We start from the raw sequence: 19,974 nt of genomic DNA on the forward strand, positions 1-19,974 counted from the left end.
AACCAGAACGGTATGGGTACGACGGGCCCTAATCTCGCAGGCGCGCCGATGCGCGGCGCGCAAATTTTTCTGGCGCGCTATTTCACGGTCGGCAGGTCGGGGCTGGACACGTCGTAGGTCTTTCCCGGCTGGGTCAGCAGCGCGGCCAGCTTCTCGGCCTTCTCGTCGGTGCGGTCGGTGGTCCCCCAGATCACCACTCGCCCGTCGCCCAGCGTCAGAGTGATCGAGGCCACCGAGGGCGCCGCGATCCGGCCGACCTGGCCCGCGACCTCGGGCCGCAGCGCCAGCAGCACCTGCAGCGCGGCCTTGGTCGCCGGGTCGGCGGGCCCGGGGTCGGCGACGTCGAGGTAGGGCAGCGCCGGCGGTGGCGGGCCGGTCGCGAAGTCCACGCCGTCGCGGTCGAACAGGTGCGGGCCGTCCGGAAAATCCTTCACCGCCACGGGAACTCGCTCGACGACGGTGATCCGCAGCGCCGACGGGTACTGGCGCTGCACCCGCGCGCTGGCCACCCGGCGGATCGCCGCGACCCGGTCGGCGACCTGGTTGGTGTTGATCTGCAGCAGCGGCGTCCCGAGCCGCACCCGCGCGGCGTCGAGGACCTCCTCGCGGGTCACCACCGAAAGCCCGGTGACGACGATGTTGCGCGCCGACATCGCGGGCGTGAAATAGAGGATCAGCCCGAGCCCGACGCCGACGATCGCTATCACCACCGTCGCCAACAGCATCTTCAGGCCCCGAACGACGCCCCGCGCAACGGGTTTGGGCTGGTTGACGAGGCGCCCGCTGGCCCGGCGCTTGGCCTCCCGGCGGGCCTCCTCGATCGCGCGGGCGCGGGCCTGCGCGGCGCGGCGCTCGGCCCGTTCGCGGCGGGCCCGCCGGCGCGGCCCCTCGAATTCGGGTTCGTCCGGCCGGGATTGACCGTCTTGCGCCTGCAGCGGTTCGGTGATCGCGCTGTCGGCGGGGTCGGCGGGGCCCGCGTCCAGGTCGGCCGGCGGGGCGTCGTTGGGGTCGCTCATCGCAACTCCTCCGGATGCCCGGGCGTGGCGCGGTTGGCCCGCGCCCGCAGCGCGGTGACGATCTCCGGCCCGAGCAGGGTCACGTCGCCGGCGCCCATCGTGACGATGACGTCGCCCGGCCCGGCGGCCTCGGCGACCTCCCGGGCCACCGCCGAGAAGTCGGCGAGGTAGCGCACCGGCGCGCTGACGTGCTCGGCGACGCTGGCGCCGCTGACACCGGCGAGCGGTTGTTCGCGTGCCCCGTAGACGTCGAGGACGAACACCTCGTCGGCGGCATCCAGCGCGCGACCGAACTCGGCGGCGAAAGCCTTTGTCCGCGAATACAAGTGGGGCTGAAACACCACCAGCGAGCGACCGTCGCCGCTCTGTTCGAGGACAGTGCGGACCGCCGCCAGCGTCGCGCTGATCTCCGTCGGGTGGTGGGCGTAGTCGTCGAACACCCGCACCGATCCCGCGCCGACCCCCGAAGTGCCGACCAGTTCGAACCGGCGGCGCACGCCCTCGAAGCCGGCCAGCCCGTCGAGCACGTCGTCGGCGGGGGCGCCGATCTCGATCGCCGCCAGCAGCGCGCCCAGCGCGTTGAGCGCCATGTGCCTGCCCGGCACCAGCAGCCGCATCACGCGCGGGTGCGGTTCGCCGGCCAACTGGATGTGCGCGACGGCTCCGGTACCCTGCTGCTCCCACGACAGCAGCGTGCCGGCCAGGTCGTGCTCCGGCTGCGGCCCGGAGCCGTAGCGCAGCACCCGAATCCCCAGCTCGGCGGTGCGCTCGGCCAGCGCGGCCGCCCCGGGGTCGTCGGTGCACACCACCAGCGCTCCCCCGGGGGCGAGCCGCTCCACGAAGGCGTCGAACACCCCGACGTAGGCGTCGGGGCTGCCGTAGAAGTCCAGGTGGTCGGTCTCGATGTTGGTGACCACCGCGACGTTGGGCGTGTACTCCAGCAGCGAGCCGTCGCTCTCGTCGGCCTCGGCGACGAAGAAGTCGCCGCTGCCGTGGTGGGCGTTGGTGCCGGCCTCGCCGAGGTCCCCGCCGACCGCGAACGACGGGTCGAGCCCGCAGTGCTGCAGGACCACGATCAGCATCGACGTCGTCGTGGTCTTGCCGTGAGTGCCGGTGACCATCAGCGTGGTGCGCCCGTCCATCAGCCTGGCCAACACCGCCGGCCGCAGCACCACCGGAATGCCGCGGCGCCGGGCCTCGACGAGCTCGGGGTTGGTCTTCGGGATGGCGGCGTGGGTGGTGATCACCGCGGTGGCGCCGCCGGGCAGCAGATCCAGCGACGACGCGTCGTGTCCGATCCGGATCAGCGCGCCGCGGGCCCGCAGCGCGTGGATGCCGCGCGATTCCTTGGCGTCCGAACCGGATACCAGTCCGCCCCGGTCCAGCAGGATGCGGGCGACGCCGGACATGCCCGCGCCCCCGATGCCCACCATGTGCACCCGCTGCAGCTCGGGCGGCAACTGCGGCGGTGACTGCTCGGTGGTCACCGCCGGCCTCCCGGCGCGCGGCGGGCTTGCCGCGCGACGTCCAGCGCGGCCCGGGCCACCCGCAGCGCCGCATCCGGATGCCCCACCCGGGCGGCCGCCGCGGTCATCGCCGCCAACCGCGGCGGGTCGGTGAGCAGCCCGGTCACCTCCCGGGCGACGAGGCCCGGCGTGAGGTCCGCGTCGGCGACCACCAGGCCGCCGCCGGCGTCGACCACCGGCAGCGCGTTGAGCCGCTGCTCGCCGTTGCCGATCGGCAGCGGCACGTAGATGGCCGGCAGGCCCACCGCCGACACCTCGGCGACCGTCATCGCCCCGGACCGGCAGATCACCAGGTCGGCGGCGGAGTAGGCCAGGTCCATCCGGTCCAGGTACGGCACCGCCACGTAGCGCGGGTCGCCCGGCTCGGGCGTGCGCAGTTCGAGGGTGTTCTTCGGGCCGTGCGCGTGCAGCACCGACACGCCCGCGGCGGCCAGTTCCGCGGCGGCGCCGGACACCGCCCGGTTGAGCGAGACCGCGCCCTGGGATCCGCCGAACACCAGCAGCACCCGCGCGTCGTCGGCAAAGCCGAAGTGGTTGCGCGCCTCGGCCCGCAGCGCCGCGCGATCCAACGCGGTGATCGCCGCGCGGACCGGCACGCCGACCACCTCGGCGCGGCGCAGGCCGGAGTCCGGCACCGCGGACAGCACCCGGTCGGCGCCGCGCACGCCGACCCGATTGGCCAGCCCGGCGCGGGCGTTGGCCTCGTGGATCACCACCGGGATGCGGCGCCGCAGCCCGGGCACACCCCGGGCGGCGAGGTAGGCCGGCAGCGCCACGTAGCCGCCGAACCCGACGACGACGTCGGCGTCGACGACGTCGAGCACCGCGCGGGTCTCCCGAACGGCGCGCCACACCCGCGTCGGCAGCCGCGCCAGGTCGCCCGTCGGCTTGCGCGGCAGCGGCACCGGCGTGATCAGCTCCAGGTGGTAGCCGCGCTGGGGCACCAGCCTGGTCTCCAGCCCGCGCGCCGTGCCCAGCGCGGTTATCCGGACCTGCGGATCCAGCGCGGACAGCGCGTCGGCGACGGCCATCGCGGGCTCGACGTGCCCCGCGGTGCCACCGCCGGCCAGCACGACCGACAAAGAGGCACCGGCGGGCGAGGAATTTTCCCCCCGCCCGCCGGTCGCCCTCCTGACCGTGTTGTTCACCCGTAACGCTGACCTTCCAATGCGCGAGCGCGCCGCGGTTGACGCTGGCCGGCGCCCCGATTGGAGCGCTGGCCAGATCCATGATGCCCTGCGCCCCGGGCCGGGCGGGCGGCCGTGCGCGGGAACGCCGGCCGCAGCGGCGGTTCGGCCTTGCGGGAGGCCTTGCGCGCAGGCGCCGGGGCGGGCTTGCGGCCCGCGGGGCCCGGCTGCGGGCGGGTCCGCTTGCGGTCGCGGAACGCCTCGATGCGGCTGGGCACATAGGGCTGGGGCAGCGGCAAGCGCAGCAGCCGGTTCATCTTGTCGTCGCGGCCCGCACGCAGCGCGGCCACCGCCTCCGGTTCGTGTCGCGCCGCGTTGGCCATAATCCCGATCATGAAAAGCGTTGCGGCCGTGGATGTTCCACCGGCGGATATCAGCGGCAGCTGAATGCCGGTGACCGGCAGTATCCCGATCACGTAGCCGATGTTGATGAACGCCTGGCCGATGATCCACATGGTCGTGGTGGCGGTCAGCAGCCGCAGGAACGGGTCGGCCGAGCGGCGCGCGATCCGCATGCCGGTGTAGGCGAACAGCCCGAACAGCGCCAGCAGCGCGAACGCCCCGACGAAGCCGAGTTCCTCACCGATGATGGCGAAGATGAAGTCGTTGTGCGCGTTGGGCAGGTAGTTCCACTTCGCGACGCCCTGGCCCAGGCCGTCGCCGAAGATGCCGCCGTGGGCCAGCGCGAACTTCGCCTGCCGGGCCTGATAGCCGGTGTCTTGCGGGTCGGTTTCGGGGTTGATCCAGGACCGCACCCGCTCGGATCGGTAGCCGGCGGACATCGCCAGGATCGCGCCGGCGACGAAGACGGCCGCCAGCGAGGTGACGAAGACCCGCAGCGGCAGCCCGACGTACCACAGCAGGGCCAGCAGGATGATGCCCAGCGACACCGTTTGCCCGAGGTCGGGCTGGGCCACGATCAGCGCCAGCGCGATGACCGCCGCGGGCACCAGCGGGATCAGCATCTCCCGCAGCGACGCCCGCTCCAGCCTGCGGGCCGCCAGCAGGTGCGCGCCCCAGATCGCGAACGCGATCTTCGCCAGCTCGGACGGCTGCATGGAAAAGCCCGCGACCACGAACCACTTGCGAGAACCGTTGGCCAGGTTGCCGATTCCCGGCACGAGCACCAGCACCAGCAAGATGATGGTGACTAGATAGCCGGTGAACGCGACGCTGCGCAGGAAGCGCACCGACATCCGCATCGCCACGTACGCCCCGACGACCCCGATGACCGTCCACAGCACCTGCTTGCCGAAGATCACCCAGGCCGATCCGTCGGCGCCATAGGACCGCACCCCGGACGCGGACAGCACCATGATCAGGCCGAGCGTCGTCAGCAACCCGGCGACCGCGATGATCAGGTGAAACGAGGTCATCGGCCGGCCCAGCCAGGCGCCGAACCGGTTGCCGAACCAGGTGCGACGGCCGCCGTCCTCGGCCGTGGCCTGGGGCTTGGGCCTATCGGCCTTGGGCCTGTCGGCCTTGGGTTTGTCGGTGGCGGCGTCGCCGGGCGCGTCGGCGTCCGTCGCGGCATCCGGTTCTTCGGCCTCGATCCGCGCGGCAGGGGTTTCGTCCTGTCCCCGGCGCTTGTCCTGACGCAGGAGCCGGGTCAGCGCGTTACGCATACCCGCCTACCGGATCGCCGCGCGCACGGCGGCCGCGAAGGCGTCGCCACGGTCGGCGTAACCGGTGAACTGGTCGAACGACGCACCGGCGGGCGCCAGCAGCACCGTGTCGCCGGGCCTTGCCAAGTCGCGGGCCGCGGCCACCGCCGCGGTCATGACGCGCATGCCGAGACCTTCGCCGGTATGTTTCACTTCTGTCACATTCGCACCAGGAATCACAGCAGTCGCATGCATATCAGCATCCTCGCCTGTAACAACCTCGACGACGGGGACATCCGGCGCGTGTCGCGATAACGCCTCTGCAACCTCTTGGCGATCGCGGCCGATGAGCACCGCCCCGACCAGCCGCGATGCGATCCTGGCGACCTCGGCATCGACGGACGCGCCCTTCAGCAGGCCACCGGCCACCCACACCACGCGCGGGTAGGCCAGCACGGACGCCTCGGCGGCGTGCGGATTGGTGGCCTTGGAGTCGTCGACGTAGGTGATCCCGTCGGCGACGGCCACCACCTCGGCCCGATGCCGGCCCACCCGGAACGAGGCGACCGCGGCCGCGATCGCCTCGGCGGGCACCCCGACGCTGCGGGCCAGCGCCGCCGCGGCCAGGGCGTCGAGGACGCCGACCGGGCCCGGCACGGGTATCGACTCGGCCGGCAACAGCGTCAGGTCGTCGGCGAAGGCGCGGTCGACCAGCTGCCCGTCGCACACGCCGAGCTCGCCGGGCGCGGGTTCGCCCAGCCGAAAGCCGACCCGCACCGGCGCGGTCGCGGTGTCCAGCAGCGCGGCGGCCCGGCGGTCGTCCAGCCCGACGATCGCGACCCGGCCGCCCAGCACCCGGGCCTTGGCCGCGGTGTAGTGGGCGAGCGTGGAGTGCCAGTCCAGGTGGTCCTCGGCGATGTTGAGCACCGCGCCGGCCTCGGGCCGCAGCGACGGCGCCCAGTGCAGCTGGAAGCTGGACAGCTCGACGGCCAGCAGCTCGGCGGGCTGGCCGAGCAGGTCGAGCACCGGGCTGCCGATGTTGCCGCAGAGCAGGCTGCGCCGCCCCGCCGCCGTCAGCATGGCCTGCAGCATCGACGTCGTCGTGGTCTTGCCGTTGGTGCCGGTCACCGCGAGCCAGCGGCGCGGCGGGCCGTAGTGGCCCGCGGCGTCCAGCCGCCAGGCAAGCTCGACGTCGCCCCAGATGGGCACGCCGGCCGCGGCGGCGGCGGCCAGCAACGGCGTCGTCGGCGCGAAGCCGGGGCTGGTGACGACCAGGGCGAAGCCCGAGACCTGCCTGGCGGCCGCCGCTGTGGTCGTCGTGGCCACCCCGCCCTCGGCGTAGCCCCGCAACGTTTCGGGGTCGTCGTCGCACAGGGTCGCCTCCGCCCCCAACCGCCCGAGGGCGGCCAGCACGGCCCTGCCGGTGACCCCGCCGCCGGCCACCAGCACGGGCGCCCCGGGCACCAGCGGCGCCAGCCCGGACACGTCAGGCACCGACCGCGGCCAGCCACTCGCCGTAGAACAGTGCCACGCCCAGGCCGCAGGTGATCGCGGTGAGCAGCCAGAAGCGGATGATCACCGTGGTCTCGGCCCACCCGCTGAGCTCGAAGTGGTGGTGGAACGGCGCCATCCGGAACACCCGGCGCCCGGTGGTGCGGAACGCCAGGATCTGCAGCACCACCGAGGTGACCTCGGCGACGAACAGCGACCCCAGCACGACCGCGAGGATCTCGGTGCGGCTGGTGACCGACAGGCCGGCGATGATGCCGCCCAGCGCCAGCGACCCGGTGTCACCCATGAAGATCTTGGCCGGCGCGGCGTTCCACCACAAAAAGCCGATGCAGGCGCCCGCCGTGGCGGCCGCGACGAGCGCCAGGTCCAGCGGGTCGCGCACGTTGTAGCAGCCCAGGCCGGGCGCGGTCGCGCACGCATTGCGGTACTGCCAGAAGGTGATCAGCACGTAGGCCCCGGTGACCATCGCCATGGTTCCGGCGGCCAGCCCGTCCAGGCCGTCGGTGAAGTTGACCGCGTTCGACCAGGCGCTGACGATGACCACACAGAACAGCACGAACAGTCCGGGAGCCAATGTGACGGTGGCGATTTCGCGGACGTAGGACAGGTCGGCGCTGGCCGGGGTCAGGCCGTTGGCGTTGCGGAACTGCAGCACCAGCGCGCCGAACAACACCGCCGCGGTGACCTGCCCGACCGCCTTGGTCGTCTTGTTCAGCCCGAGGTTGCGCGACCGGCGGATCTTGATCAGGTCGTCGACCAACCCGACGCCGCCCAGCACGGTGGCCAGGCCCAGCACCAGCAGCCCCGACGCGGTGACGCCGTCGCCGTCGAACGCCAGCCCGGCGAGGTGCGTGCCCAGATACCCCGCCCAGATGCCGGCCAGGATCGCCACCCCGCCCATCGACGGCGTGCCGCGTTTGGTGTGGTGGCTGGGCGGGCCGTCCTCGCGGGTGTGGTGGCCGAACCCCTGCTTGGTGAACAGCCGAATCAGCGCCGGGGTCAACAGGATTGACACGGCAAGCGCGACGGCGACGGCGATGAGGATCTGCCTCACGGGCCGACCTCGCCGGCGGGGTCGTCTGCGGCCAGCGCCTCGGCCAGCACACCCAGCCCGGCCGCGTTCGACGCCTTGACCAGAACCACGTCGCCGGGTCGCACCTGGGCCCGCAACAACGCCAGGGCGGCGTCGGCGTCGGCCACGTTCACGGCCCCTCGATCGGCTCCCGGGCCGGTTTCCGAGCCCCACGAGCCCTCCATGACCGCCCCGTGGTGCATGGCGCTCATCGACCTCCCCACTCCCACCACAACGAGTCGAGAGACATCTAAGCGCACCGCCAGCCGGCCGATGCGGTCGTGCTCGGTTATCGCGTCCTCGCCGAGCTCGGCCATTTCGCCCAGCACCGCCCAGCTGCGGCGGGGCTTCCGGTTGTCGCCGCCGCGGGCGATCCAGGCCAGCGCCTGCAACCCGGCCCGCATCGAGTCGGGGTTGGCGTTGTAGGCGTCGTCGATCACGGTCACCCCGTCGGGGCGGGTGGTCACCTGCATCCGGTGCCGCGACACCGGCCCGGCGTCGGCGAGCGCGGCGGCCACCTGCTCGACGCCGGCGCCGCATTGCAGCGCGACCGCGCCGGCGCACAACGCGTTGGTGACCTGATGGTCGCCATACACGCCGAGGCGCACCTCGGCTTCAGCAGCGCCTCGCGGGTCCATCGCGTGCAGGGTAAAACGCGGCCTGGCCAATTCGTCCAGCGACACGTTTTCGGCCCACACGTCGCTGGGCCCCGATTCGGTGTGGGCGGCCCGGCTCACCCGAACCACCCAGGCGTCGGTGACATGGGCCATCGCGGCCACGGCGGGGTCGTCGACGTTGAGCACGACGACGCCCGATTCCGGAACAGCTTGCGGCAGTTCGGCTTTGGTGCGCGCGATGGCCTCGCGCGAGCCGAACTCGCCCAGGTGCGCGGTGCCGACGTTGAGCACCACCCCGATCGCGGGCGGGGCGATCCGGGCCAGCTCGGCGATGTTGCCGGGGTGGCGCGCCGACATCTCCAGGACCAGGAAGTCGGTGTCCCGCGTCGCGCGCAACACCGTCCAGGGATGACCCAGCTCGTTGTTGAACGACCCCGGCGGAGCCACCACCTCGCCCAGCGGCCGCAGCACGGCGGCCACCAGGTCCTTGGTCGAGGTCTTTCCCGACGAGCCGGTGATCCCGATGATGGTCAGCCCGCCCGCCACCAGCTCGGCCGCCACCGCCGTGGCCAGCCTGGCCAGCGCGGCCAGGACCGCGGCGCCCGACCCGTCGGCGTCGTGCTCGAGCACCCCCGCCCGCGAGTCGGTCTCGCCGACCGGGGGCACCACGATGGCGGGGACCCCGACCGGCCGCGCGGCCAGCACCGCGACCGCCCCGGCCGCGACCGCCGCGCCGGCGTGGTCGTGCCCGTCCGAGCGCGCCCCGGGCAGCGCCAGGAACAGCCCGCCGGGACCGATGGCCCGCGAGTCGAATTCGACGGTCCCGGTGACCCGGAGTTGTGCGGCGGCCTCCGGCGACACGTCGGCCAGTGTGCCGCCGACGATCTCGGCGATCCGGGCGACGGTCAGGTCGATCATCGCCGGGCCTCCAGGGCCTCCAGCGCCCGGGCCAGCTCCACCCGGTCGTCGAACGGGCGGGTCTGTCCGCCGCTGCGTTGCCCGGTTTCGTGGCCCTTGCCGGCGATCACCACGACGTCGCCGGGGCCCGCCCAGGCGACCGCGTGCTCGATGGCCGCCCGCCGGTCGGCGACCTCGACCACCCGCGCGGGGCCGCCGGCCGCCCCGGCGAGGATCTCGCGCCGGATCGCCGCGGGGTCCTCGCCGCGCGGGTTGTCGTCGGTGACGACGACCAAATCGGCCAGCTCGGCGGCGATCTCGCCCATCGGCCCGCGCTTGCCCGGGTCGCGCTCGCCGCCGGCGCCGAACACCACCGCCAGCCGGTGCCCCGGGCGCGCCAGGGCGGTCAGCACCGCCCGCAACGCGCCGGGCTTGTGGGCGTAGTCGACCAGCGCCAGGAAGTCCTGGCCGCGGTCGATCTCCTCCAGCCGCCCGGGAACCCGGGTTTCCAGCAGCCCGGGCGCCGCCCGCTCCGGGGGGACCCCCGCCGCGTCCAGGATCGCCAGCGCGACAAGGCAATTGGCGACGTTGTAGTCGCCGGGTAGCCGGATGCCGATGCGGTGGTGCGCGCCGGCGGGGTCGACGGCGGTGAACTCCTGTCCCCCGGCCCCCAGCGGCGCCGCGTCCACCGCGCGCCAGTCGGCGGGCCGGCCGGTGGCGCTGACGGTGATCGCATCGCCGGCCCGGGCGGCCATCGCGCGCCCGGCGTCGTCGTCGATGCACACGATCGCGGTGCGGGCGCGCAGCGGCGAGCCCGGGTCGAACAGCGACGCCTTGGCCTCGAAGTAGTCGGCCATGGTGGGGTGAAAGTCGAGGTGGTCGCGGGAAAGGTTGGTGAAGGCGCCGATCGCGAACCCGGTGCCGTCCACCCGGCCCAGCGTCAGCGCGTGGCTGGATACCTCCATGACCACGGTGTCGACGCCGCGTTCGGCCATCGCGGCCAGCATCGCCTGCAGCGCGGGGGCCTCGGGGGTGGTCAGCGCGCTGGGGATGTCGGCGCCGTCGATGCGGATGCCGACGGTGCCGATCAGTCCGGGGGTGCGGCCGCCGGCCCGCAGGCCGGACTCGACCAGATAGGTGGTGGTGGTCTTGCCCGACGTCCCGGTGATCCCGACGACCGTCATCTTCTCCGACGGGTTTCCGTACACCGCGGCGGCCAGGCCGCCGAGCACGGCGCGGGGCGCGGGGTGCACCAGCGTGGGCACGGTGCCGGCGCGGCCGGCCATCTCGGCGACCCCGGCGGCGTCGGTGAGCACCGCGACGGCGCCGCGTTCGATCGCATCGCCGGCGAACCGGGCGCCGTGGGTGGTCGAGCCGGGCAGCGCGGCGAACAGGTCGCCGGGCCGCACGTCCTGGGCACGCAGCGTCACGCCGGTGACCGGCACGTCGGGCACGGCCTCGGCGCCGTCGGCCGGCGCGGCGCCGATCCGGGCCGCCAGCGCCGGCAGCCGCGCGCCCGCGGTGTCGGAGGGGCGCAACGCGGTGGGCTCCACGTGTGTCACCTCCCTCCGGCGCCGCCTGATCCCCATGATCAGCCATGACACCGTTCCTCAATACTGAGCAGGAGTGAGTCCTGTGCGGCCCGAACGGTGTTGGCCGCTGACGGTGGGTGCTCTCTGGTGGACCGGCATGCCTCGTCGTCGTTGTGGGCAGGTCGGTGAGCCAAAACTACGGCACCGTCGTGTGGTGTCCGGCGGCTGGTCAGGTCTGGCCGGTGGAGTGCCCGCACGCATCCGCTGTTGAGAGCGGGGTCCTGCCGGTCGACGCCTGATCGGCTTGCCGAGTCCACGTCTGCCGATCGCGGCTGCCGCACCGTGATGCACGGTCACGGTGGCCGGGTCGGACGTCTGCTGTTGAAGAGGGGTGCGCCAGTGCTGACGCCCCCACCTGCTGGTGTAGGCGGGGTCCACGCCGATGACCGCGATACTACGGCGGGCGGCCATCGAGGTGAGCCGGGATCTGAACTTGGCCGTGGGGATACCGGCGACGGTGCGCCGTAGCCGCTTCCCGCGGCGGCCACGGCCCAACGTCTCACGGCCAGCGGAACGCGCATCAGCGAAATCGAGGTTCTCCACCACCACCGCGGTGCAATTGTGGTGGACCGCGAGGTCGGGCAACGTGGTGATCGCGGCCCGAACCCGCCCATCGCGCCGTGTGGCAGGTAAACCTTCGGCGTCGACGGGGATGGTGACCGGCGCGCCGACCGGATTGCCCGAACAGTCCAGGACGCATGCAGCTAGGTGATCAGCGTTGAGATCCACACCAAGCACGTGGCCGTCGCGCAGCTCGTCGAGCTCGCCGATCGGAGCCGGGGTAATTGTCCAGGACGCGTCCAGATACCAGCGGTCACGTTTCGGGTCGAAGGTGATGTCGTAGCGCACCGCTCGCCGATGATGAACTCGATCGCCCCACTCATCGCTACGGTGGTTGAACACGACAGGTGCGGCGATGTGTAAATGCGCACCGAATCGATCCGCCAGCGCGGCAGGGACTTTGATCCGTAACCGGCCGTGGGTGTCGACGCGGATCGTTTCGTTACCGCCGGTCTTGCCAGATTCACCGTCCGCGGTCAAAAACATTCGGGCCGCATCCCAGTGCCCGCGCCACTGCTGCGCAGTCATCTCAGCGGCGGCGAGGTTCTGGCGGGTGCGCCACAAACGGTTGCCGCCAAGGGTGATCGACGGGCATCCTGCCGCCAATGCCTCCCCGGCAGCGGCCAGCCGCTCGCGTAGCGCCGCCAGCCTGCGGGTCTTGGAGAACCGCTGCGCCGCACTGGCATACCCCCGCACCGGCCGCCGGGACCCTCGCCGCGGACCACCCTCAGCATCCCGCGCGGGGGCGGATGCCTGGCCGGGACGCAACCCGCATCGACGTTCCAGTATCGCAATCGCGGACCGCAAATCGGCCACCTGGTCGGTTAGGGCTCGCATGCCGAGCTGGTACTGGTCCTCAGCCGCGCGGGTGATCGCGCCGGCCCACCGCGACGACGACACTGCGGTCACCGCCTGCTTACGCTGGGCCCGCCACACCGCGTGCGCCTTACGGTCCAAGTGGCCCATTGAGATCCGGTGCGCCAGCTCGCGGCGATACACCGAACCCAGAAACTTTCCGATTCCCGCCAGTACCTCGGTTTCATGCTCACTCAGGTGCAACCGGGTGCGAACCCGAGCACCGGCCGGCGGGGCAGCGACCACCGGCTCACCGATCCGGCGCAGCTGCTTACCCACGCTGCATCACCAGTTCCAGTGCCGCATCAGGCCTTTGACCGAGAACGGCAGCTCCAAGCCGTGTTCGGCCAAGATTGCCCGCACATCTGCCGCAATAAAGCTTTCGCCGGCCTTCATCGCATAGAACATCGATTGCTCGACGTGCTGCATGAATTCTGGGTGCGCACCACACCAGCGTTGGACCTGTCGTTTGGCGGCGTCTCGTTGGCGTTTCTTCTTCGGCGGCATCGATTTGTAGGCGTGTGCCCGGTGCGCGTTCTGCGCGGTCTTGTACCCGTATCCCTGAGCGTCATCCACAATCTCGCCGGTCGCCTCGTCGACGACGACGTAGCGCTTGTCGAAATTGCTCGACAACGCCGCACTGGCGACGACTCGCACGCCACTCATGCCAAGAGCCTTCCCCGAAACTCACGCATGGCCACCATCATTCCCCCGACCACTGACAGCCGCCCGCGGTCCGACATCACGCTGGGCGCAACCCATGGCTTTCAGTGCCCGGTTGCGCGCCGACCGACGCCCGTAGAGCCGTGCGCAGAACGAGGTCAACACTTCGACCATGTCGCGCACCAGATCGTCATCGCCTTCACCGGCGTCGAGCACCACCAGCCGACGACCGTGCGCCGAGAGCGCCGACTCCACCAACTCGGTGTTCATCCACCCCAACCGATCCCGGTGTTCGACGACCACGACCGTGACTCTCGGATCCGCCAACAGCCGGCGCACCTTATTGCGAACAGCTGAGACCCTACCGAGGCGCACCCGGTGGGCGTCGCGTCCGAGGGGCTCGCCTTTTAGGTGGCCTGCAGCGTCAGCGGCGGGCCCGGGTCGGGCGACAGCGGGACGTTCTCGCGCTGCATCAGCCAGCCGGCGATGTTGTGGAACAGCGGGGCCGCCGAATGACCGGGCGTGCCGTCGGCGTTGCGCTCCGGGTTGTCCATCATGATGCCGATGACGTAGCGCGGGTTGTCGGCGGTGGCCATCCCGGCGAAGGTGATCCAGTAGACGTCGTCGAAGTAGCAACCGCAGCCCGGGTTGATCTGCTGGGCGGTGCCCGTCTTGCCGGCGATCTGGTAGCCGGGCACCCCGGCCGCCGGCCCGGTCCCCTGCTGGTAACCCATCGGGTCGCGCTGCACGACGGCGCGCAGCATGCCCCGCACGGTCTGCGCCGTCTGCGGCGACACCACCCGGATCCCCTCCGGGCGGGGCTCCTCGGTGCGGGTGCCGTCGGGCGCGATGGTGGCCTTGATGATCCGCGGCGGTACCCGCACCCCGTCGTTGGCGATGGTCTGGTACATGTCGGCCATCTGCAGCAGCGTCATCGAAAGACCCTGGCCGATAGGCAGGTTCGAGAACGTGCTGCCCGACCACTGGTCGATGGGCGGCACCAGCCCGGCGCTCTCACCGGGCAGCCCGACGCCGGTGCGCTGACCCAGCCCGAACTTGCGGACCATGTCGTAGAAGCGTTCCGGGCCGACGCGCTGCGCCAGCATCAGGGTGCCGACGTTCGACGACTTCCCGAATATGCCGGTGGTGGTGTAGGGCATCACGCCGTGCTCCCAGGCGTCGTGCACGGTGACCCCGCCCATCTGGATCGAGCCGGGCACGTGCAGCACCTCGTCGGGGTTGGTGAGGCCGTATTCGATCACCGACGACGCGGTGATCACCTTGTTCACCGAGCCCGGCTCGAACGGCGAGGACACCACCAGGTTGCCCAGCTGCTTGTCGCCCTGGCGCCCGATGTCCTGCGACGGGTCGAAGGTGTTGTCATTGGCCATGGCCAGCACGTCGCCGTTCTTGGCGTCCAGGACGACCGCCGAAACGTTGTGCGCGCCAGACACATTCCTGGCCTGCTGGACCTGCTGCTGCACGTAGAACTGGATGTCGTCGTCGATGGTGAGCTGCACGGTCGAGCCGTTGACCGCCCGGTGCCGGTTGCGGTAACTGCCGGGGATGACGACGCCGTCCGAGCCGCGGTCATAGGTGACCGAGCCGTCGGTTCCGGACAGCACGGAGTCCAGGGAGTCCTCCAGCCCCAGCAGGCCGTGGCCGTCCCAGTCGATGCCGCCGACGATGTTGGCGGCCAGCGATCCGCCCGGGTACTGGCGCAGGTCCTGCCGCTCGGAGCCGACCTCGGGGTATTTGTCGGAGATCGCGCTGGCGACGGCGGGGTCGACGGCGCGCGCCAGGTAGACGAAGTTGTCGTTGCTCTGCAATTTTTTCAGCACGGTCTGAAAGTCGGGCTTGTTGTTCAGCCGGGCCGCGACCTCGGTGGCGATGTCGCGCAGCCGCTGCTGCGGATCGGGGGCCGCGGAGTTCTTCCTCTTGGCTTCCTCCAACTGCTGGTGAATTCGCTTGGGCTGAAACGTCAGCGCGCGGGACTCGATGGTGAACGCCAGCCGTTCGTTGTTGCGGTCGACGATGCTGCCGCGGACCGCCTTCTCGACGTCGGTGACCTTGAGCTGGCCGGCGGCCTGGGCCCGCAGCTTCGGGGCATTCGTCACCTGCAGGACGAACAGCTGCGCCGCCGCCACCACCATCAGCACCAGGATGACGACGTTGCCGGCGCGATGCCGGAACACGAACGACGCACCGCGGGTGCCCACCTCGACCAGCTGACGGGTGCGCCGCTCCCGCGTGGACCGGCCCGCCGCGTCGGGCGCCGCGCGGGATTTCGTGGCCGCCTTGGCCTTCTGCGCCTTCGGGGTCTTTTCCGGCTTGCGGGCCCGCTTGGGGCGCCCGACATGCTTGGCGTCCTGCGCCGCGCCGCGTCCCCGGGTCGGGCGCGCCGGCCGGCGCGTGCGCCGGGAGTCGCCGCGGCTCACCTGGGCGCACCCGGCGTCGTCGCGGCGGGAGCAACCGGTTGCAGCGGGACCGGCACCTCGGCGGGCAGCGGGGCGGGCGCGCTCGTCGGGACGGGCAACCCGCCCAACGGAATCGACACCTCGGGGGGCGCCGGGGCGGTCGCCGGAGCCGCGGGGGCCGGCAGGCCCGGCAGGGGCATTCCACCCTGGAACTGCCCGGTGGCCGGCCCGCCGGGCATGCCCGGCAGCGGCGGGGCGGCCTGCGGCAGGTGCTGGCCGCCCAGCGTCGTCGAGCCGTCCGGCGCGCGCAGCAACGCCTCCGGGCCCGACCTCGCCGGCGCGGGAGGCCCACCGGGACCAGCGGGGGCCGGCTGCACCCGGATCGGGACCTCGGGGGGAAGCGCCGCCGGCTTCGGGGGTGGCGGCGGGCCCGGTTCGGGAAGCTTGGTGTTCAGCGGCGGCGGCGGAACGCCGTCGGCCGGCTTGGGCGTGCCGACCACCACCCAGTTGCCGGCCGGGTCCTGGACCAGGTGGGCGGTGTCCCGCGTCGGGATCATGCCCTGCTTGCGGGCGGCCTCGGCCAGCGCCGGCGCCGACTCCGCCTCGCGCACATCGCGTTCCAGCGACTCCTTCTGCTGCTGCAGCAGCCGGTTGCGCTCCCGGGCGTGGCTCAACTGGTAGGAGCGCTCCGCGGAGTCGGTGGACAGCCACAGCGTCAGGCCCAGCCCGAGGCCGATGGCGCCGATCACCAGCACGACGAACGGGACCTTGCTCGCCAGCGTCCGGGGCCGCAGGTCGATCGACGCCAGTCGGTTGGCCATCCGCTCGGTCAGCCGCGGCCGGACGACCTTGGGCGCCTTGGCTTTCCGCGCCTTGGCGCGCGCCTTGGCCTGGCTTGTGCTCTTCGGCCGGGCCGACCGCTCGACCGGCCGGGCGATCGGGCCGGTCTGCGGGCCGGACCTGGGCGCCCGGGCTTCGCGGGCGGGCGCGGCGCCCCTCGCCGGTCGGGTCCGGCGCGGCGGCGCCGCATCGGCGGTGGCGCGCCGGGCCTTCCGGGCGGCCCCGTCGCGCCGGTCGCGGCGGTCACCGACAGCGCGGCGTTTTTGCGTGTCGCGCTTTGCCTTCATGCGTGGCCCTTCCCGGTTGTCTGCGCTTCGGCGTTGTGCTGCACCCGTTGCACGGCCCGTAATCGCACCGCGGCGCTGCGCGGGTTGCGCTCGATCTCGGCGGCGTCGGCGCGTTCCGCGCCGTGCGTCAACAACCGGAATCGTGGCCCGTGGCCCGGCAATTCGACCGGCAGGTCCACCGGTGTGCGCGAGGCGACCGCGTCGGCGAACGCCCGCTTGACGATGCGGTCCTCCAGCGATTGGTAGGCCAGCACCACGAGCCGGCCCGCGACGGCGAGCGCGTCCAGGGCGGCGGGAATGGCGTCGCGCAGCGAGTCCAGCTCCTCGTTGACCGCGATCCGCAGCGCCTGGAACGTGCGCTTGGCCGGGTGCCCGCCGGTGCGCCGGGCCGGAGCCGGAATCGCTTGGTAGATCAGCGCAACCAGCTCCGACGTCGACGTCAACGGCGCGTGCGCGCGCCGCCGGACGATGTGCGCCGCGATGCGGCGCGCGAACCGCTCCTCGCCGTAGCGGCGCAGGATGTCGGCCAGCGCGGTCTCGTCGTAGGTGTTGAGGATGTCGGCCGCGGTGAGCGAGGAGCCCGGGTCCATCCGCATGTCCAGCGGCGCGTCCTGCGCATACGCGAAGCCTCGCTGCGCGCGGTCGACCTGCATCGACGAGACGCCGAGGTCGAACAGCACGCCGTCGACCGATTCCGTTGGGGCATAACCGGATTCGGCCAGCATCGCGGCGAGCCCGTCAAACCTCGTGTGCACCAGCGTGACCCGGTCGTCGAATCGCCGCAGCCGGTCCCGGGCGATGTCCAGGGCGCTGGGATCGCGGTCGAGCCCGATCAGCCGCAGCCCCGGCAACTCGGTGAGGAACCGCTCCGCGTGCCCGCCCGCGCCGACGGTGGCGTCGACCAGCAGCGCCCCCGATCCGTCCGGGTGGTGGCGGGTCAGTGCGGGGGTCAGCAGCTCGACGCAACGCCGCGCCAGGACGGGCACGTGCCCGAAGTCTCGCGGATCGTCAAGCACCGCAACACCTCCCCTGGTCGGGCGCGACGCCCAGGCACCGGGGTCCCTGTCCGAACGTACGAACCTGGCGTTGGGGAAGTACGCCAGGGTCGGTTCGGGCAGAGGCCACGATGCACGGGCATGCGCCTCAGATGATGTCGCCGAGTGCTTCATCGCTGGCCGCGGAGAAGTTCTCTTCGTGGGTTTGCTGGTAGTCGTGCCAGGCCTGCGCGTCCCAGATCTCGAGGTAGTCGACCGCGCCGATCACCACACAGTCCTTGGAGAGGTTGGCGTAGCGGCGGTGGTCGGACGACAAGGTGATGCGCCCCTGGGCGTCGGGATGCTGCTCGTCGGTGCCGGCGGCCAGGTTGCGCAGGAACGCCCTGGCTTCCGGGTTGCTCTTCGGGGCCTTGCTCGCCCGTCGGGCCAGCTGCTCGAATTCCGTCCGCGGGTACACGGCCAGGCTGTGATCTTGGCTCTTGGTGACCATCAACCCCCCTGCCAGCGCGTCGCGGAACTTTGCGGGCAGCGTCAGCCGCCCCTTGTCGTCGAGCTTGGGCGTGTAGGTGCCGAGAAACACCAGCTCACCTCCCGTGGAGACCCGGCTCTCGCCTCACCCAAACGCTTCAGCCACCATACCCCACAATCCCCCACTTCGCCCCATTCACGCGGTGTCGTCGACGATTTTTCCGGGCTTTCCGCCACCTAAGTCGATGCGACGGCCGCCCGGCCCGCCCGGGCGCCGGATTGTCGCGCCGGAAAACCGCATTTCACGCGGGAGAAGTCGGTGGGTGGGGCGAAGTGGGGCCAAAACCGGCCCGGCGGGGCGCGGCGGGCCACGGTTTGGCCTCGATTGGGGCTCGAATCGGGCACGAGCGCGAAACAGGGTAGCCGTCGGCTACCCCGCTGTGTCAGGCGCTGTGTATCAGGAGATCCGGCTACTCGTCGAAACGACGACGGAACCGGTCCTCCATGCGGCTGGTGAACGAGCCCCCGCCGCCCTTGCTGCGGCGCTGGCGCGCCGATCCCGGCAGCGACCCCGAGTGGCCCGACCGGGCGGACAACCGCGGACCGGTGATGGCGAACACCACCCCGCCGAACATCACGACGAAGCCAAAGACACTGAGAATCGGGAAGTTCCCGATCATCGTGGCCTTGAACGCCACGCCGGAAACCAGCATGGCCAGACCGATGACGAACAGCGCCGCGCCCTGCAACCGCCGTCGCGCGGTCGGCGCCCGGAAGCCCACGCCACGCACGCTCGAAGCGAACTTGGGGTCCTCGGCATAGAGAGCGCTCTCGATCTGATCGAGCATCCGCTGCTCATGATCGGAGAGTGGCATTCGTCCCTCCTTGCCGACCGCTTGGCACGTAACTATCGATATCACGCGGATGCCCGTTTTGGGGCAACTAACTCAGATGATACGAGGTCAATCTGCGGCGTACCACTGGTTCGGCAGCGATTCTATCCCTGGTGCATCGTCGCGATCATCCCGGCGACGACCCGACTGGGACCCGACTGGGACCCGACGAACATGTCGGCGGCAACGGCGGTGCGCTACAACCCTGTTGCGGAGGCGACCGCTCGAGCAACGCCGCGCGTCGGGTCCGATAATGGCGATAGGTCGCACGGCCGGGCCACTGCATGAGGCTGAGGAGGACTCCGCGAGTTGGCGATATTCCTCATCGATCTGCCACCGCACGATATGGAGCGCCGCCTCGGTGACGCTCTCGGGGTCTACGTCGACGCGATGCGCTATCCGAGGGGCACCGAGAACCAGCGCGCCGCGATGTGGCTGGAGCACATTCGGCGCCAGGGCTGGCAGGGCGCCGCCGTCGTCGAGGCCGACGCGCCGTCCGGCCCGGAGCCGCCGTCGGCGGCCGAGCTGAGCGACGCGCCGCTGCTCGGCGTCGCCTACGGCTACCCCGGTGCGCCCGGTCAGTGGTGGCAGCAGCAGGTCGTGCTGGGCCTGCAGCGCGGCGGCCTGCCGCATCAGGAGATCACCCGGCTGATGACCAGTTACTTCGAGCTGACCGAATTGCACATTCATCCGCGCGCTCAGGGCCGCGGCCTCGGCGAGGCGCTGGCCCGCCGGCTGCTCGCCGGCCGCGGGGAACGCAACGTCCTGCTCTCCACGCCGGAGACCAACGGTGAGCCCAACCGCGCGTGGCGGTTGTACCGGCGGCTGGGATTCGCCGACATCATCCGCGGCTACCACTTCGCCGGCGATCCGCGGGCGTTCGCGATCCTGGGCCGCGCGCTGCCCCTGTAGCGACCGGATCTGGCACGATGACCTGGTGCCCGCGAGCCCGTCAGCGCCGAAAGCCCGAGG

At 71.8% G+C, this 19,974-nt stretch carries 16 protein-coding genes and 1 pseudogene; 1 reads left to right on the forward strand and 16 read right to left on the reverse strand.

The annotated features are described in order from the left end of the window. Positions 1–77 precede the first annotated feature (77 nt). The 16 genes and pseudogenes from OQ968_RS13835 to OQ968_RS13910 all read right to left on the reverse strand — a co-directional run bounded on the left by OQ968_RS13835 (position 78) and on the right by OQ968_RS13910 (position 18,984). Positions 78–1,016, reverse strand: a complete 939-nt coding sequence (locus OQ968_RS13835; RefSeq protein WP_324678716.1) for a cell division protein FtsQ/DivIB — start codon at positions 1,014–1,016, stop codon at positions 78–80. Beyond that, complete coding sequence (murC, locus tag OQ968_RS13840; RefSeq protein ID WP_324679198.1) at positions 1,013–2,449, reverse strand: UDP-N-acetylmuramate--L-alanine ligase; 1,437 nt, start codon at positions 2,447–2,449, stop codon at positions 1,013–1,015. The genes OQ968_RS13835 and murC overlap by 4 nt, the downstream gene beginning before the upstream one ends. A 50-nt stretch (positions 2,450–2,499) precedes the next feature. After that, positions 2,500–3,690, reverse strand: coding sequence for an undecaprenyldiphospho-muramoylpentapeptide beta-N-acetylglucosaminyltransferase (murG, locus tag OQ968_RS13845; RefSeq protein WP_324678718.1), 1,191 nt, complete (start codon positions 3,688–3,690; stop codon positions 2,500–2,502). After that, positions 3,687–5,354 (reverse strand): putative lipid II flippase FtsW, encoded by a 1,668-nt coding sequence (gene ftsW, locus OQ968_RS13850; RefSeq protein WP_324678720.1) that lies wholly within the window; start codon positions 5,352–5,354, stop codon positions 3,687–3,689. Before ftsW ends, murG begins: the two co-directional genes overlap by 4 nt. 6 nt (positions 5,355–5,360) lie before the next feature. Further along, complete coding sequence (gene murD, locus OQ968_RS13855; protein WP_324679200.1) at positions 5,361–6,809, reverse strand: UDP-N-acetylmuramoyl-L-alanine--D-glutamate ligase; 1,449 nt, start codon at positions 6,807–6,809, stop codon at positions 5,361–5,363. Between the two features lie 10 nt (positions 6,810–6,819). Beyond that, a complete protein-coding gene (gene mraY, locus OQ968_RS13860) occupies positions 6,820–7,899 on the reverse strand; it encodes a phospho-N-acetylmuramoyl-pentapeptide-transferase (protein WP_324678722.1) in 1,080 nt (359 codons plus the stop codon). After that, entirely contained in the window at positions 7,896–9,452 is a 1,557-nt protein-coding gene (locus OQ968_RS13865; protein WP_324678724.1) for a UDP-N-acetylmuramoyl-tripeptide--D-alanyl-D-alanine ligase, read from the reverse strand. Before OQ968_RS13865 ends, mraY begins: the two co-directional genes overlap by 4 nt. Continuing rightward, complete coding sequence (locus OQ968_RS13870; RefSeq protein WP_324678726.1) at positions 9,449–11,035, reverse strand: UDP-N-acetylmuramoyl-L-alanyl-D-glutamate--2,6-diaminopimelate ligase; 1,587 nt, start codon at positions 11,033–11,035, stop codon at positions 9,449–9,451. The genes OQ968_RS13865 and OQ968_RS13870 overlap by 4 nt, the downstream gene beginning before the upstream one ends. A 6-nt stretch (positions 11,036–11,041) precedes the next feature. Then, positions 11,042–12,190 carry a hypothetical protein gene (locus OQ968_RS13875; RefSeq protein WP_324678728.1) on the reverse strand — a complete coding sequence of 383 codons (1,149 nt, stop codon included), beginning with the start codon at positions 12,188–12,190 and terminating at the stop codon, positions 11,042–11,044. 534 nt (positions 12,191–12,724) lie between these two features. After that, positions 12,725–13,096, reverse strand: coding sequence for a hypothetical protein (locus OQ968_RS13880; protein WP_324678730.1), 372 nt, complete (start codon positions 13,094–13,096; stop codon positions 12,725–12,727). Positions 13,097–13,126: 30 nt separating this feature from the next. Next, positions 13,127–13,450 (reverse strand): annotated as a pseudogene (locus tag OQ968_RS13885) (hypothetical protein); the annotation flags it as partial. A gap of 59 nt (positions 13,451–13,509) precedes the next feature. Further along, positions 13,510–15,540 (reverse strand): penicillin-binding protein 2, encoded by a 2,031-nt coding sequence (locus OQ968_RS13890; RefSeq protein ID WP_324678731.1) that lies wholly within the window; start codon positions 15,538–15,540, stop codon positions 13,510–13,512. Beyond that, positions 15,537–16,646, reverse strand: coding sequence for a hypothetical protein (locus tag OQ968_RS13895; protein WP_324678733.1), 1,110 nt, complete (start codon positions 16,644–16,646; stop codon positions 15,537–15,539). The genes OQ968_RS13890 and OQ968_RS13895 overlap by 4 nt, the downstream gene beginning before the upstream one ends. Beyond that, on the reverse strand, positions 16,643–17,815 hold the full coding sequence (rsmH, locus tag OQ968_RS13900) for a 16S rRNA (cytosine(1402)-N(4))-methyltransferase RsmH (RefSeq protein WP_324678735.1): 1,173 nt from the start codon (positions 17,813–17,815) through the stop codon (positions 16,643–16,645). Before rsmH ends, OQ968_RS13895 begins: the two co-directional genes overlap by 4 nt. Continuing rightward, positions 17,790–18,221, reverse strand: a complete 432-nt coding sequence (gene mraZ, locus OQ968_RS13905) for a division/cell wall cluster transcriptional repressor MraZ (protein WP_324678738.1) — start codon at positions 18,219–18,221, stop codon at positions 17,790–17,792. Before mraZ ends, rsmH begins: the two co-directional genes overlap by 26 nt. A gap of 358 nt (positions 18,222–18,579) precedes the next feature. Next, positions 18,580–18,984, reverse strand: a complete 405-nt coding sequence (locus tag OQ968_RS13910; protein ID WP_324678740.1) for a DUF3040 domain-containing protein — start codon at positions 18,982–18,984, stop codon at positions 18,580–18,582. Positions 18,985–19,311: 327 nt separating this feature from the next. Here OQ968_RS13910 and OQ968_RS13915 point away from each other — a divergent pair, with 327 nt between their 5' ends. Beyond that, the gene (locus OQ968_RS13915; protein ID WP_324678742.1) at positions 19,312–19,914 is read left to right on the forward strand and encodes an N-acetyltransferase; all 603 of its coding nucleotides are present in this window, start codon (positions 19,312–19,314) and stop codon (positions 19,912–19,914) included. Positions 19,915–19,974: the final 60 nt, after the last annotated feature.

This window comes from Mycobacterium sp. 663a-19 (assembly GCF_035616495.1).
GTDB lineage: Bacteria > Actinomycetota > Actinomycetes > Mycobacteriales > Mycobacteriaceae > Mycobacterium.